The organism is Sphingobacterium siyangense (genome assembly GCF_007830445.1).
Taxonomy (GTDB): Bacteria; Bacteroidota; Bacteroidia; order Sphingobacteriales; family Sphingobacteriaceae; genus Sphingobacterium; species Sphingobacterium siyangense.
The window spans coordinates 166,282-180,354 of the sequence record NZ_VLKR01000008.1 but is presented as its reverse complement, the minus strand read 5'-3'; the positions used below and the strand labels follow the sequence as shown (position 1 = coordinate 180,354).

The 14,073-nt window shown below is 40.0% G+C and carries 11 protein-coding genes; 8 read left to right on the top strand and 3 right to left on the bottom strand.

The features are described 5' to 3' along the window. Positions 1-28: 28 nt before the first annotated feature. Positions 29-1,009 (top strand): hypothetical protein, encoded by a 981-nt coding sequence (locus IQ31_RS09635; protein ID WP_145327847.1) that lies wholly within the window; start codon positions 29-31, stop codon positions 1,007-1,009. Between the two features lie 70 nt (positions 1,010-1,079). On the opposite strand, the gene IQ31_RS09630 is transcribed toward IQ31_RS09635, so the two are convergent. Together IQ31_RS09630 and IQ31_RS09625 are read right to left on the bottom strand one after the other, a co-directional pair. Further along, positions 1,080-1,406, bottom strand: coding sequence for a DUF493 domain-containing protein (locus tag IQ31_RS09630; RefSeq protein ID WP_145327846.1), 327 nt, complete (start codon positions 1,404-1,406; stop codon positions 1,080-1,082). A gap of 77 nt (positions 1,407-1,483) precedes the next feature. Continuing rightward, positions 1,484-3,766, bottom strand: coding sequence for a GH92 family glycosyl hydrolase (locus tag IQ31_RS09625; RefSeq protein WP_145327845.1), 2,283 nt, complete (start codon positions 3,764-3,766; stop codon positions 1,484-1,486). 147 nt (positions 3,767-3,913) lie between these two features. Here IQ31_RS09625 and IQ31_RS09620 point away from each other — a divergent pair, with 147 nt between their 5' ends. Beyond that, positions 3,914-4,924 carry a LacI family DNA-binding transcriptional regulator gene (locus IQ31_RS09620; RefSeq protein WP_075991038.1) on the top strand — a complete coding sequence of 337 codons (1,011 nt, stop codon included), beginning with the start codon at positions 3,914-3,916 and terminating at the stop codon, positions 4,922-4,924. Here the strand turns inward: IQ31_RS09620 and IQ31_RS09615 are convergent. Beyond that, a complete protein-coding gene (locus IQ31_RS09615; RefSeq protein WP_380944306.1) occupies positions 4,914-5,366 on the bottom strand; it encodes a methionine-R-sulfoxide reductase in 453 nt (150 codons plus the stop codon). The genes IQ31_RS09620 and IQ31_RS09615 overlap by 11 nt on opposite strands. A 427-nt stretch (positions 5,367-5,793) precedes the next feature. On the opposite strand from IQ31_RS09615, the gene IQ31_RS09610 reads away from it, so the two are divergent. From IQ31_RS09610 to IQ31_RS09585, 6 genes are read left to right on the top strand one after another with little or no spacing between them, the layout of a single operon-like run. Continuing rightward, positions 5,794-7,056: a cytochrome c3 family protein gene (locus IQ31_RS09610; RefSeq protein ID WP_145327843.1), complete on the top strand. Its 1,263-nt coding sequence runs from the start codon at positions 5,794-5,796 to the stop codon at positions 7,054-7,056. 37 nt (positions 7,057-7,093) lie between these two features. Continuing rightward, positions 7,094-10,108 (top strand): TAT-variant-translocated molybdopterin oxidoreductase, encoded by a 3,015-nt coding sequence (locus IQ31_RS09605; RefSeq protein ID WP_145327842.1) that lies wholly within the window; start codon positions 7,094-7,096, stop codon positions 10,106-10,108. Between the two features lie 29 nt (positions 10,109-10,137). After that, entirely contained in the window at positions 10,138-11,622 is a 1,485-nt protein-coding gene (nrfD, locus tag IQ31_RS09600; RefSeq protein WP_046674137.1) for an NrfD/PsrC family molybdoenzyme membrane anchor subunit, read from the top strand. Between the two features lie 6 nt (positions 11,623-11,628). After that, complete coding sequence (locus IQ31_RS09595) at positions 11,629-12,165, top strand: DUF3341 domain-containing protein (protein WP_075991040.1); 537 nt, start codon at positions 11,629-11,631, stop codon at positions 12,163-12,165. Continuing rightward, positions 12,149-12,787 (top strand): c-type cytochrome, encoded by a 639-nt coding sequence (locus IQ31_RS09590; protein ID WP_376745387.1) that lies wholly within the window; start codon positions 12,149-12,151, stop codon positions 12,785-12,787. Before IQ31_RS09595 ends, IQ31_RS09590 begins: the two co-directional genes overlap by 17 nt. A gap of 19 nt (positions 12,788-12,806) precedes the next feature. Next, positions 12,807-14,042: a quinol:cytochrome C oxidoreductase gene (locus IQ31_RS09585; RefSeq protein WP_145327840.1), complete on the top strand. Its 1,236-nt coding sequence runs from the start codon at positions 12,807-12,809 to the stop codon at positions 14,040-14,042. Positions 14,043-14,073: the final 31 nt, after the last annotated feature.

The following is a 14,073-nucleotide window of genomic DNA, read 5'->3' as shown; positions in this document are numbered from 1 at the left end:
AAAAGCTCGCTTTAAGCGGGCTTTTTTTATGGAAAATAAGGCTTACCTGCATCTTTATCCTATGAAAAGTATACTTCGTTTGTTTCTGTTTAAACCTGGTCAGATTTTGGTGTTTGTCCTCATGCATGTGACCGTGTATGGTCAGCGGTCTTATGGGGATAAATTCCAGGAGCTATCTGCCACTGTGCAGCATTATGCAACTAAAAATAATATGATCTTGGCCAAGGGGCGTTATGAGTTTTATAAACTGGATCGTGCCATTTTATGGTCCTATAAACAGGATTTATTTTGGCCTCTTAATAGGTTAATCTTAAAGGATAAAGCTATCAGAGATTCAATGACAGACGAGCTTTACATTAATTTTGATCGGGAATATAATCGCTTTGTGATGGATGTGTATGAAAGCCCTTATAAATATAACGAGGCGAGACCATTTGAAGCACTTTCCGTGCAAGGCTCATTCAGAGGTGGGATGGCACCGCTTGTGGAGCGTTTGTCCAAGTTTTTATTGGATTATCAAGGACGCTGGGGCCTCAATTTGTCTTCTTTTACCTTATATATGGATCGTGAGCTTAGTGCTGTGCCCTTAGCATACGATGGCGAGCCAGAAGTAGTGAAATTGCTTAAGGAATTTTTTGAGGAGGCCAAGATTCCCCATAAACCTGGTATTTACTATGGGAATCCAATGTATTGTTCGTATCGATTTGACTGGATGGCTAATAAAAATAAAGAGATTACGCTCGATTGCGCGGTATATAAAGACTATTTTAATATACTGTTTAGTGAAACGAAGTTATATGCGCTGGGAGGGACTTGGAATAGCATGGATGGACAAATGTCTTTTTTTTATGATCGAAAAAATAGCTGGAAACAGTTTGCTGCCCGACGGGACGTCAAACGCATTTTGGATTTTTTAAATGAGGAGGCTGCTGTTAATCTATTCAAGCTGCACTATGCTAGTAAAAGATTTAGCGGCGATTATTGGCTTGATGTCGTTATGCTGAAATAGGGAGGAGTTAAGCTAATATGTAAATCAGAAAACAAATCAGGCTGTCAATTCGACAGCCTGATTTGTTCTTTTATAACATGATAACACCTTTTATCTTCGCTACTTCTTTGTAGAAGTAGATCACCTGATCGGCGTCTTTTACGTTCAAGTTTACCGTAATTGAAGTATACTTACCTGTTTTGGAATCCTTGAAATCAAACTGAGCACCTGTGTCATCAAATACGCGCTGGATCTGATTGAAGTGGTCCTGATCTTTTGGTAAGATAAATTTATACGTGTAGTCCTTTGGAAATGTTTCTAAGTCTTCTAAGCGCTCTTTAAAAGTTTCATAGAAGTCTTTTGGATTATCACCTCCATCGGGGATATCTTGTATATTGATGTTTTTGTAATCTGCCATGTTTTGTTTCTCCTTAAATATGTTATTAAGGTATTAACAAATATTAATCCAGTAATGTTTTACTGACAATATTTCAGTTAATTATTGTCAATGCTTGAAGGCCAATCGGCTTTGTTTTTACCAAAGTTTTTGTTTGGCGTAGCACTCATCTCGATTTCCATCTGTCCACCTTCTAAAAGCTGTGCATGTGTAATGAACGACTTAGCATAAGGTTTACCATTCAATTTGATCGATTTAATGTATTGATTTGCTTTACCTTGATTTTTAACATCGATTGCTAACGTTTTGCCATTTGGTAAATTGATGTTCGCATGTTGCATCATCGGTGATCCGAAGACATAAACACCACTCATTGCATTCAGTGGATAAAAGCCCATTGCTGAGAACACATACCAGGCACTCATTTGTCCGACGTCATCATTGCCACATAGACCAGCTGGACTGTTTGTGTAAAACTCCGTCATCGCCTTACGGGCTAGAGCTGCACCTTTCCAAGGTTGTCCAGCATAAGCATATAAGTAAGGGATATGATGGTTTGGCTCGTTCCCTTGCGCATATTGGCCTATTAGTCCTGAAATATCTGGAGAGGCTTCACCACCAAGATCCGATGACATGGTCGTAAAATAATCCAGTTTTTTCAAAAATTTCTCCTCGCCACCGAAAAGATTGATCAGACCTTTGACATCTTGAGGTACTAACCAGGTATATTGCCATGCATTTCCTTCGCAATAATCATTCTCACGGTGTTTGGCCATCAATGGGTCGAAAGGTCTGCGGAACTCGCCATTGGCTTTTTTACCGACGAAATGACCTACTTCTTTGTCAAAATACTGCTCGTACAGTTTGTAGCGTTTTTTGAAATAGGCAGCGTCTTCTGTTTTACCTAGCTTTTCAGCAATTTTATACGCACCAAAGTCGGCAATCGCATACTCTAATGCCCATGCTACAGACTCATTCGGCATGCTGTCGATCGGAATGTAAGTCAGTTCACGTGCATATTTCAGGCCATGATCGTTGCCCATGGCTGTTGTCTTAACAGCCTCCCAGACCAATGGATAATCTTTCTCGTCAATGATCCCTTTTAAGAAGGCATCGGCAATGACTGGAATCGCAGGTAATCCAACCATTGTATTGGTTTCATTACCTTGTAAGTGCCACATGGGCAATTTACCTTGTTGTTGGTAGATCGCCAACATTGTCTTGATAAAATCCTGGTTGATTTTACGGTCCTCCAAGATCGTCATCAAAGGATGAAGGCCACGGTAAGTATCCCAAAGCGAAAATACCGTATGGTTGACAAAATCCTGTTTCTCGTATACTTGTTTGTCAGTTCCTAAATAATCGCCATTGGCATCGTTGAAGATGGTAGGAGCGAAGTAGGTATGGTATAATGCGGTATAAAAGATTGTCTTCGTATCTTTGTCGGCTTCAAATTGAATCTTATTTAAGGTTTTGTTCCAACGTTGATCCGCTTCTTGCTTAACTTTTTCAAAATTCCAGTTTGGAATTTCTGCATTGATATTGTTCAGGGCATTGGTCGAGCTTACGGGAGAAATACCGACTTTAAGTTCGATGGTTTTGTTTTTAACAGCATCAAAGAATAAAGCCGCTTTGATTGCCTGTCCTTTAAATGTTGTTTGGCCTAATTTTTCTTCTTTACCGTCGAAAAATCTTACTTTTTGTATCGGCTGGGAAGTTCTGATCGCAAAATACAATTTTTGGTCAGTTGCCCATCCTGTTGAAAAGCGATAACCAACAAAGGTCGAGTCGTTAACCTGTTTGATGTAGGTGTCTGTCGGTTTATCCCAATTGATATGGTAACCTAAGTCGACCAAAATATGTGCATTGTCTGTTTTTTCATAACGATATTGATGATAGCCAACACGTTCGGTTGCCGTCAAGTTGGCCTGTACCTGATAGTCATCTAAATAAGCGCTATAGAATCCGGGTTTGGCAACCTCATTTTCCTTTTTGAAGGAAGAGCCATAACCTGTATTCATTTTATTGAATTCCGCTGGCGTTAATTGTAATTTTCCGTTGGCTGGAACGATCATGAGGTCGTTGAGGTCACCGATACCTGTTCCGCTCAGGTGCGTATGGGTAAAACCCAAAATTTCCTGGCTTTTGTAATTGTATCCACTGCACCAGTCCCATCCGTTGAACTTGTCCCAAATCTGTGGAATTTGGGTAGGCCCTAATTGGACAGCACCTAAAGGTACATTTGCACCAACAAAGACGTGACCATGATCCGCTGACCCAATAAAGGGGTTGACATATTGTGTAAGATTTTGCTGGGCTTGCGCAAAAAATGGCAAAATTAGTGTGCCCAACACTGTTTTGAGTAGTTTATTTCCTGTCATAGGTTTTGTTCGGGTATTTGAAAACTGCTTAAAATTAGTAAATAAAACCTTTTAGCGCAATTTTATTATTATTTTAGTAAATTGTCGTTAAATTTTTTACTTTAGTAATCTTCGTAATAAAAAACTTAACAAACCTACTACTACTACATGAAGAAACGTATTCTGATCAGTGATATCGCAAAGGCGTTGGGGATTTCTGTAACTACTGTGTCCTTTATTTTGAATGATAAGGCAAAAGAAAAGCGTATTAGTGAGGCTTTGACTAAGCGGGTTCTGGACTATGTCAAAAAGGTTGGCTATAAGCCCAACGAATTGGCAAAAAGTCTCCGCACAGGGAAGACGAAGATTCTAGGTTTGATTATCGAAGATATTTCCAATCCTTTTTTTGGGAATATAGCACGTCTGATCGAAAGTAAGGTCTATGAGCAGGGCTACCGTATTATTTATTGTAGCACCAACAATGATGTAGAAAAGGCGAAGGAGTTAATCCAGATGTTTTACGATCGGCAGGTAGATGGTTTTATTATTACACCTTCCGATGGTTTGGAAGATACCGTAAAGCAGTTGCAGCAGAATAATATTCCGGTTGTGCTATTCGACCGTTATTTTCCGGGGCTTGAAACAGACTATGTTGGTGCGGACAATTTTCAGGGGGCCTTTGATGCCAGTAACCATTTGTGTCAACAAGGCTATAGACGTATCGGATTTGTATCGCTCTATTCGGATCAGACCCAAATGAAGGAGCGTTCAGATGGCTATATGAAGGCTATGGATAATAATAAGCAACAAAGTTTTATTCAAAAGATTCAGATGGATGCTTCGGATGAAGAAGCAATGGAACTATTGCGGGAGTTTATCTGTGAAAACAGACTGGATGCCGTTTTGTTCTCTACGAACTATCTGGCGATTTCGGGTTTGAAGGCTTCCAAAAAATTTAATTTTACGATGCCGGCGGTGATCGCTTTCGATGACCATACGGTTTTTAAGCTGGTCGAACCTGCTATTACGGTTGTTTCGCAGCCGATCAAGGATATTGCGGAAAATCTGATCAATATTTTGTTGCTTCGTCTTCAGGGTAAAATAAAAGCAACACGTAGAATGGTGTTGCCTTGTGAACTGAAAGTTCGTGAGTCGACTAAAGTGAAAGTTACTTCGTAGTATCGGCCACAAATTTCATTGAAATAGAATTAACGCAGTGACGCGTGTTTTTTGTCGTAAAGCCTTCTCCGAGGAACACATGGCCTAAATGCGCGCCACATCTACTACACAGGATTTCAGTGCGGCGACCATCGGCATCGGTGATCCTTGTAATTGCCCCGGGAATTTCATCATCAAAACTTGGCCAGCCACATCCAGATTCAAATTTTGACTCCGAACGGTATAGTGGGCTGTCACAACGGCGGCAGATATAAGTTCCTTTGAGCTTATTGTCTAAAAGTTCACCGGTAAAAGGGCGTTCAGTTCCCTTATGTATAATAATGTATTCCTCTTCTTTACTTAAGGGGTTGAATTCTTTGTTTGTGTCCATTGTTGTTGTGTGTTTAGTCTTGAAGCTGGCTTTACTAGGAACTACGCAATAAGAATGAGCTATTCCTTCTATATAAAGATATTATTCAGATTCTTTTATTGTTAGTTTGCGACTTGACCCTGAACATCTCCATTCATTTTGAAAAAGTTCTCCATTCATCTTGATAAAGTTACGGAAATTAAGTCGAAAAAAAACCTTTTGTGTCTTCTGCGATCTGTTATTTTGAATATTTTAAATTGTCATGGAATTGTCTTATATTTGGGTAGCTATTCAAATGAAAAGTTGTAGTGATGGAACCACTTTAATAGCGTAATGTTGTTTTTATCCTTGTTTAAACGCATTTGTTTAGAATGATTATAAATTGATATTAAAGGTCACAAAATTGTCAGCGATTTGTTAATAAATCATACTTTTGTGGCATTGTTAGGGGGGTAGTGGCTCCTTTAACCATGGGAGTTAATTTTTTACATTCACAAATAAATAGTATAAAGTGCTAAATATGAGAACTATCTCATCCGTTTTGGGAAGCCTTGCGAGGGTGGTGTCAACGAGTTTGATGCTATTATTTGCCGTTACGACGTTGCATGCGCAAGATGTCAAGGAAGGTGAAAAAATCTTCAAATCTAAGTGTACATCCTGTCACGCCATTGACAGAAAAGTGGTTGGTCCTGCTTTAAAGGGGATTCCAGAGACGAAAGACGAAGCTTGGTTAATCAAGTGGATCAAGAACTCTCAGGCTTTAATTGCGTCTGGCGATGCTGATGCAGTTAAAATCTTCGAAGAGAACAACAAGCTTGTGATGACTTCTTTTACTGATTTATCTGACGATCAGATCAAGTCGGTATTAGCGTATATCACAGATGCTTCTAAGGAGAAACCGAAAACTGAAACTCCTGGTGGTGCCGGAGCTAAAGATGATAACGCATCTATGTTCATGATTTTGGGCTTGATCGCAGTTGTTGTTTTGGCTGTAGTGGTTATCGTGGTGTTGAATCGTGTGGTCCGTACCTTAGAAAATGTAATTGCTAAAAACCAAGAAGCTATTGCTGCGCAACAAGAGCCAGAAGATAGCCAACGTTTTGTGAAGTTTGCGAAAGCATTCGTTAAAAACAAGAAGTTGGTTGGCTTTACAGTCTTGATGTTAGTTGCATTATTAGCTGTAGGCGGTTGGAAAACAATGTGGAACGTTGGTGTTCACCAAGGCTATCAGCCGGTTCAGCCAATTAAGTTCTCGCACCAAATCCACGCTGGTGTTAACAAAATTGAGTGTCAATACTGTCACGGTGGAGCATTTAAATCTAAAAATGCGTCTATTCCATCGGCCAACGTATGTATGAACTGTCACAATACAATCACTGCTTCAGAGCATTATGATGGTGAGATTTCTCCGGAAATTGCTAAAATCTATCGTGCATTGGATTGGAATCCTGATACGCGTACTTACGGTAACAATCCGAAACCAATTCAATGGGTTCGTATTCACAACTTACCTGACTTTGCTTACTTCAACCACTCACAACACGTTGTGGTAGCTGGTGTTGAGTGTCAAACTTGTCACGGTCCAATCCAAAATATGGAAGAAGTATACCAATACTCTCCATTGACGATGAAATGGTGTGTTGATTGTCACAAAAAGACAGATATCAAATCGGATAACAAATACTATGAAGATTTGATTAAAGCACACGAAAGAATTAAGAAAGGTGAGAAAATGACTGCAGCCATGATCGGTGGTCTTGAGTGTGGTAAGTGTCACTATTAATAATTATTTGAAATACGCAATCTTATATACAGCTTAAATGGATAGCAATAAAAAATATTGGAAAGGTTTGGAAGAGTTAAATCAAACTCCTGCTTTCGTTGAAGGAAGCAAGGGTGAGTTTGCCGAATCTATTCCTGTAGAAGATGTATTAAACGAAGCAGGCTTGAGTACTAAAACTCCTCGCCGTGACTTCTTGAAAGCATTAGGATTTGGTTTGGGTGCTGTTTCTTTAGCGGCTTGTAACCGTACTCCTGTGCATAAGGCAGTTCCTTATTTGATTAAACCTGAAGAGGTAACTCCAGGTATCCCTAACTATTATGCTTCGACGTTCAACGGTCAAAGCATCTTGGTTAAAACTCGTGAAGGTCGTCCGATCAATGTTGAGCCTAACCCGAATGCAATTGGTTTGAACCAAGGTTTGGATTCAACGACTGCTGCTTCTGTATTGGATTTATATGATGAGTCCAAATTGAAACAGGCGCAATTGAAAGGTCAAGATGTTGAGTGGTCTAAATTGGATGGGGAAGTTGTTAAAGCTTTAAATGCAGCAGCATCTTCTGGTAAACAAATTACGATCGTTTCTAACACCGTAAACAGCCCTTCAACGTTGGCGGCCATCGCTGCTTTCGCAACGAAATTCCCAACAGTTAACCATGTACAATACGATGCTGTTTCTTACAGCGGTATTATCGAGGCGAATAAAGCTTCATTTGGTAAAGCTGTTGTCCCTTCATACAATTTTGAAAAGGCAAATGTGATTGTTTCCGTTGCAGCTGATTTCTTAGGAACTTGGTTAGCAGGTGAGGAGCAGACACAACAATATGCTAAAAACCGTGATTATAAATCGTTGAAAAACGGCAAAATGTCACGTCACGTGCAATTTGAGTCTGGTCTTTCCATGACGGGTACAAATGCGGATGCACGTATCGCAATCAAACCTTCAGAAGAAGGTGCTACATTGGTTGCTTTATATAATGCAATCACTGGTCAGTCTTTGGCTGGTGCTACTGCAAACAAAAAAGCTCAAAAAGGTGTCGCTCTAGCAGCGAAAGAATTGGTGAACAGCAAAGGCGCAGCAGTTGTTGTTGCTGGATCTAACGATGTCAATGTACAGGTATTGGTTAATGCAATCAACGTTGCATTAGGTGCTTACGGTACAATCATCGATTTGGATAACTATTCTAAACAATACCAAGGTTCGGATTCTTCGTTCCAAGCTTTCTTAGCAGCAGCGAAATCAGGTCAAGTTGGTGTTGCGTTCTTCTTGAATAGCAACCCGGTGTATGACTACTTCAAAGCAGATGATGTAAAAGCAGCGTTGAAACAAATTCCTTTCACCTTATCATTTTCGCAACGTGCGGATGAAACAGCTTCTGAATTGACCGCGATTGCTCCAGCAAGTACGTTCTTGGAATCTTGGGGTGATGCGAATCCAAAAGAAGGTTTGTTCTCTATCATTCAACCAACAATCAATCCGGTTTTCAAAACACGTCAAGTTGAACAAAGCTTGTTGACTTGGGCAGGAAATGATACCGATATGTACAACTTCGTTAAGAACTTGTGGTCTACACAAATCTTAGCGGGTTCTACGAAAAACTGGGATGCTGTATTGCAAACTGGTTTTGAATATAAAGGTGCTAAAGCGGCAACAGCTCCTGCATTTACAGGAAATGCAGCAGCAGCGGCTTCTGCAATTGAAGCATCAAGCAAAGCAATTACCGGTGAGTTTGAGTTGAAACTTTATGAGCCTTCGGCACTTCGTGACGGTCGCTACGCGAACAACGCTTATTTACAAGAGTTGCCTGACCCGGTTTCTAAAGTAACGTGGGACAACTACGCTGCTCTCAACCCGAAAGATGCTGAGAAATTAGGTTTGGGTGAAGATGGTAAAGTAACTGTAAAAGCAAATGGTGTTGAATTGGAATTGCCAGTTGTACAACAACCAGGTCAAGCACAAGGAACAGTTTCAGTTGCTGTAGGTTATGGCCGTACAAAAGTTGGTAAAGCAGGTAATGAAGTTGGTAAAAACGCATTCCCTTTTGCTTCTATCATCAATGGTACAGTACAAGGTGTTGCTAAAGCAACTGTAGCGAAAGCGTCTGGTACTTACCAATTGGCACAAACACAAACACACCACACGATCGAAGGTCGTAACGTTATTCGTGAAACGACATTTGCGAAATATCTGAAAGATCCTAACTCTGAGGCAGGACGCTTTACAGATAATCACAAAACATACGATTTGTGGAACAAATATGAGCAACCTGGTCACAAATGGGTGATGGCGATCGACTTGAACGCATGTACTGGTTGTGGTGCTTGTATCGTTGCTTGTAACGTTGAAAATAATATTCCTGTTGTAGGTCGTGATGAGGTTCGCCGTCGTCGTGAAATGCACTGGTTACGCATTGACCGTTACTATACAATCGAAGGAAAAGATCAAGATCTTACAAAAGAGAAAGAAATTGCAAGAGCTTCGGCTGATTTAGATTTCGAAGATATCACTGTTGTTCACCAACCGATGTTGTGTCAACACTGTGGTCACGCACCTTGTGAAACGGTTTGTCCAGTATTGGCAACAGTACACTCTTCAGAAGGTTTGAACCATATGGCATATAACCGTTGTTTTGGTACACGTTACTGTGCGAACAACTGTCCTTTCAAAGTTCGTCGTTTCAACTGGTTTGCATACTGGAATGATTCACGTTTTGACAACTACCTGAACAATGAGTTCACACAATTGGTATTGAATCCAGATGTTGTTACTCGTTCACGTGGGGTAATGGAGAAATGTTCAATGTGTATCCAACGTATCCAATCAGGTAAATTGCAAGCTAAGATTGAAAATCGCAAAGTTAAAGATGGCGATATCCAAATGGCTTGTCAACAAGCATGTTCTGCAAATGCAATTATCTTTGGTGATGCAAATGATCCAGAATCAGAAGTGTCTAAAGCATTACGCAACGAGCGTGTTTATTACGTACTTGAGGAAATCAATGTTCAACCGGGTATCGGTTATATGACAAAAGTTAGAAACACTTTTGAGGCGTAATCTTGTACAATATTTGAAATAAAAATACTATGTCATCGCATAACGAATCAATATTAAGAGAACCATTAATGACCGGTAAGGACATTACGTATGCAAAAATTACGGATGATATCTTACTACCGGTTGAAAATAAACCGAATAAAGCATGGTGGATTGGTTTTACCGTTGCTGTATTAGGTGCTTTATTATGGGTAGTTAGCGTTAGTTATACCTTTTGGACAGGTATCGGCGCTTGGGGTCTGAATAAAACTGTAGGCTGGGCTTGGGATATCACCGACTTCGTATGGTGGGTAGGTATCGGTCACGCGGGTACGTTGATTTCAGCTGTATTATTAATCTTCCGCCAGAACTGGCGTAATTCAATCAACCGTTCTGCAGAGGCGATGACGATCTTTGCGGTAATCTGTGCGGCTACATACGTTGTAGCTCACATGGGTCGTCCTTGGTTGGCTTATTGGATTTTCCCACTTCCAAATCAATTTGGATCACTTTGGGTAAACTTCAACTCTCCTTTGGTATGGGATGCGTTTGCGATCTCGACTTACTTTACAGTATCCTTGGTATTCTGGTACTGTGGTTTGTTGCCGGATATCGCGACAATTCGTGACCGTGCTACTGGATTAAAACAAAAAATCTATTCTGTATTATCATTCGGATGGAATGGTTCAGTGAAGACTTGGCAACGTTTTGAAATCGTGTCATTGATCTTGGCAGGTATTTCTACTCCGCTGGTACTTTCTGTACACACGATCGTATCCATGGACTTTGCAACTTCGGTTATCCCTGGATGGCATACAACGATCTTCCCTCCATATTTCGTGGCGGGTGCGATCTTCTCTGGTTTCGCGATGGTACAGACTTTATTGTTGATCTTACGTAAAGTAATGAACTTTGAGAACTATATCACGATGTTCCACATTGAATCGATGAATATCATCATCATGACAACTGGTTCTATTGTGGGGGTGGCTTATTTAACTGAGTTGTTTATCGCAATGTACTCTCGTTCAGAATACGAAATGTATGCTTTCGAGAACCGTATGTTGGGTCCATACGCGTGGGCTTACTGGTCAATGATGACTTGTAACGTAATTTCTCCACAGTTATTCTGGTTCAAAAAAATCCGTACAAGTATTCCTATCTCATGGATCTTATCGATTGTGGTAAACATCGGTATGTGGTTTGAGCGTTTTGTAATTATCGTGACTTCATTGCACCGTGATTACTTGCCTTCATCTTGGGCAATGTTCTACCCAACTTGGACAGACGTAGGTATCTTTGTAGGTTCAATCGGATTATTCTTTACATTATTCTTGTTGTTCTTACGTTTCTTACCAGGTATCGCTATCGCCGAAGTGAAATTGTTGTTGAAATCATCTTCATTACAACATAAAACTAAATTGGCTCAAGAAGGCGCATTCCCTGAGGAACAAGTGAAGTACTTCCAAGAGTCATTAGAGAAATATGATTCAGTGACAGAAGAAGAGATTAAAGAATTATCAGTTAGAAAATAATCAGCAATGAGCAATACAAAATATATATTAGGTAGTTTTGCGGATCCCGATGAAATGATGCATGGGATCGACAAATTGCAAGCAAACAATATAAGTATTTACGACTGCTTTACTCCGATGCCTATTCACGGCATCGAAGCAAAGCTGGGTGTGAAACCTTCTCGCTTGCCTATCGCAGCATTTTGCTTTGGAGCATTAGGAACGACATTAGGTTTTAGTTTGTTGTATTATACAATGGCTTATGATTGGCCGATGAATATCGGTGGTAAACCATCTTTTGGTATGCCAAACTTTGTTCCAGTTACATTTGAGGTTACGATCTTATTGTGTGCATTGGGTATGGTTGCCACGTTTTTCTTCCGTAACCACTTATTTCCGGGACGTGCACCTCGTGTAATGGACTTGAGAGCAACAGATGATCGTTTCATCCTTGCAGTAGATGCCAAAGAAAATACAGATCACGCTTTGATCGATAGCTTATTGAAAGAAGCTGGAGCTGTTGAAGTTAAGTACAATGATAGAAAATATGTTAGCTATGAATAAGAAGAATTTACTTGGAACGCTATGCGCAGCTGTGGCATTGACAGCACTTGTTTCTTCTTGTGGTGACAAAACAACTCGTAGTACAGGTTTAGAGTTTTCTCGTAACATGTACGATCCGCTTGCTTTCAATCCGGATCAACCTAATGCGAATTTTGCTGATGGAAAAACAGCACAAACACCTCCTAAAGGTACAGATCCAATTGGTTTCACTCGTTTTGAATACGCCAATACATTAGAGGATTATGAACGTGCAGGAAGAGAAGTAAAAAGTCCTTTGGTCGTAAATGCCGAAAATCTTGAAAAAGGTAAAGCTTTGTTCACCACTTACTGCTCGATATGTCATGGAGTAGAAGGTAAAGGTGATGGTCCTATCACGAAAGACCGTAGCGTGACTGATTCAAGAGGTACTCGTCAATTAGAGAACTTTCCTCCGCCACCATCTTATCAAAGAACAGATGCAGCGAGCTCTTCACGGGGTGGTTTGATGGCTGACTTGACTGATGGTAAAATTTACCATACAATTTATTACGGACACAACTCCATGGGATCACATGCATCTCAATTGTCTCCAGAGGAGAGATGGAAAGTTGTTATGTATGTTCACGAATTACAAAAGAAATAATCTAACATCAGATATATAAATGGGAACTCACAGTCATCATCACGATTATAATTTCAACGAGCGATACGAGTTTGCTGGCAAGGCTAAATTGTACAGTATTATCGCTGTTGTACTAGGCGTAGCTGCTGTAGCTTTCGGGTTGCTTTCGGGCGATCACGTTACTGTAGAGCGTACTTATGCCAACTTGTTATTGATGGGTTATTACTTTACATGTGTATGCGCAGCTGGAACATTCTTTGTTGCCTTGCAATATGTAACACAATCTGCATGGTCTGCAGGTTTGGTACGTATACCTCAGGCTATGGCGAGTGTTTTACCAATTGCATCATTAGTTTTATTAGTTATTGTAGGTTTAGGTTTAACCACACATAACTTATATCACCACTGGAATGCAGATGGTATCACTGATCCGCATAGTACAAATTTTGACCCTATTATCGCAGGTAAATCTGCTTATTTAAATGTTCCATTCTTCTTGATCCGTCAGGTCGTGTTTATGGGTACATATAGCATTTTTGCCGTTATTTTTGCGAAACTTTCTTATAAAGAAGATTTAGAAGGTGGATTGACTTCTTATAAAAAGTCATTCAAATTGTCGGCAATCTTCTTAGTTATCTTCGGTTTTACTACACCTATCTGGTCTTTCGATACAGTAATGTCTTTAGAGGCACACTGGTTTTCGACAATGTTCGGTTGGTATAACTTTGCAGCAATGTGGGTAAGTGGTATTTCATGTATCACGATCATCGTTGTTGTATTGAAGAAAGCTGGTTATATGAACTGGGTAAACGAAAATCATTTACACGATTTGGGTAAATTGATGTTCGGTTTCTCTATCTTCTGGACTTATGTTTGGTTTGCACAATTCATGTTGATTTGGTATTCAAACATCCCAGAGGAAACAGTTTATTTCTACAAACGTTGGGAACCTGAATACAAACCTTGGTTTTGGTTGAGTATTATCATTAACTTTGTGGCACCATTGTTACTATTAGTGGATCGCGATGCGAAACGGAAACAAAACGTGATGTTGTTCGTAGCGATTCTATTATTGGCTGGTCACTGGCTAGATTATTATATCATGATCATGCCTGGTACTGTTGCTGAACATAGAGGATTTGGTATCATTGAAATCGGAACTGCACTTGGTTTCTTAGGTTTGTTCATCTTCTTAGTGATGAGTAAATTGAGTAAACAAGCATTGGTGCCTAAAAATCATCCTTTCTTGGATGAGAGTTTGCATCATCAGATATAGTTTCACTTTTAAAGGAAGGTTACGTAAAAAC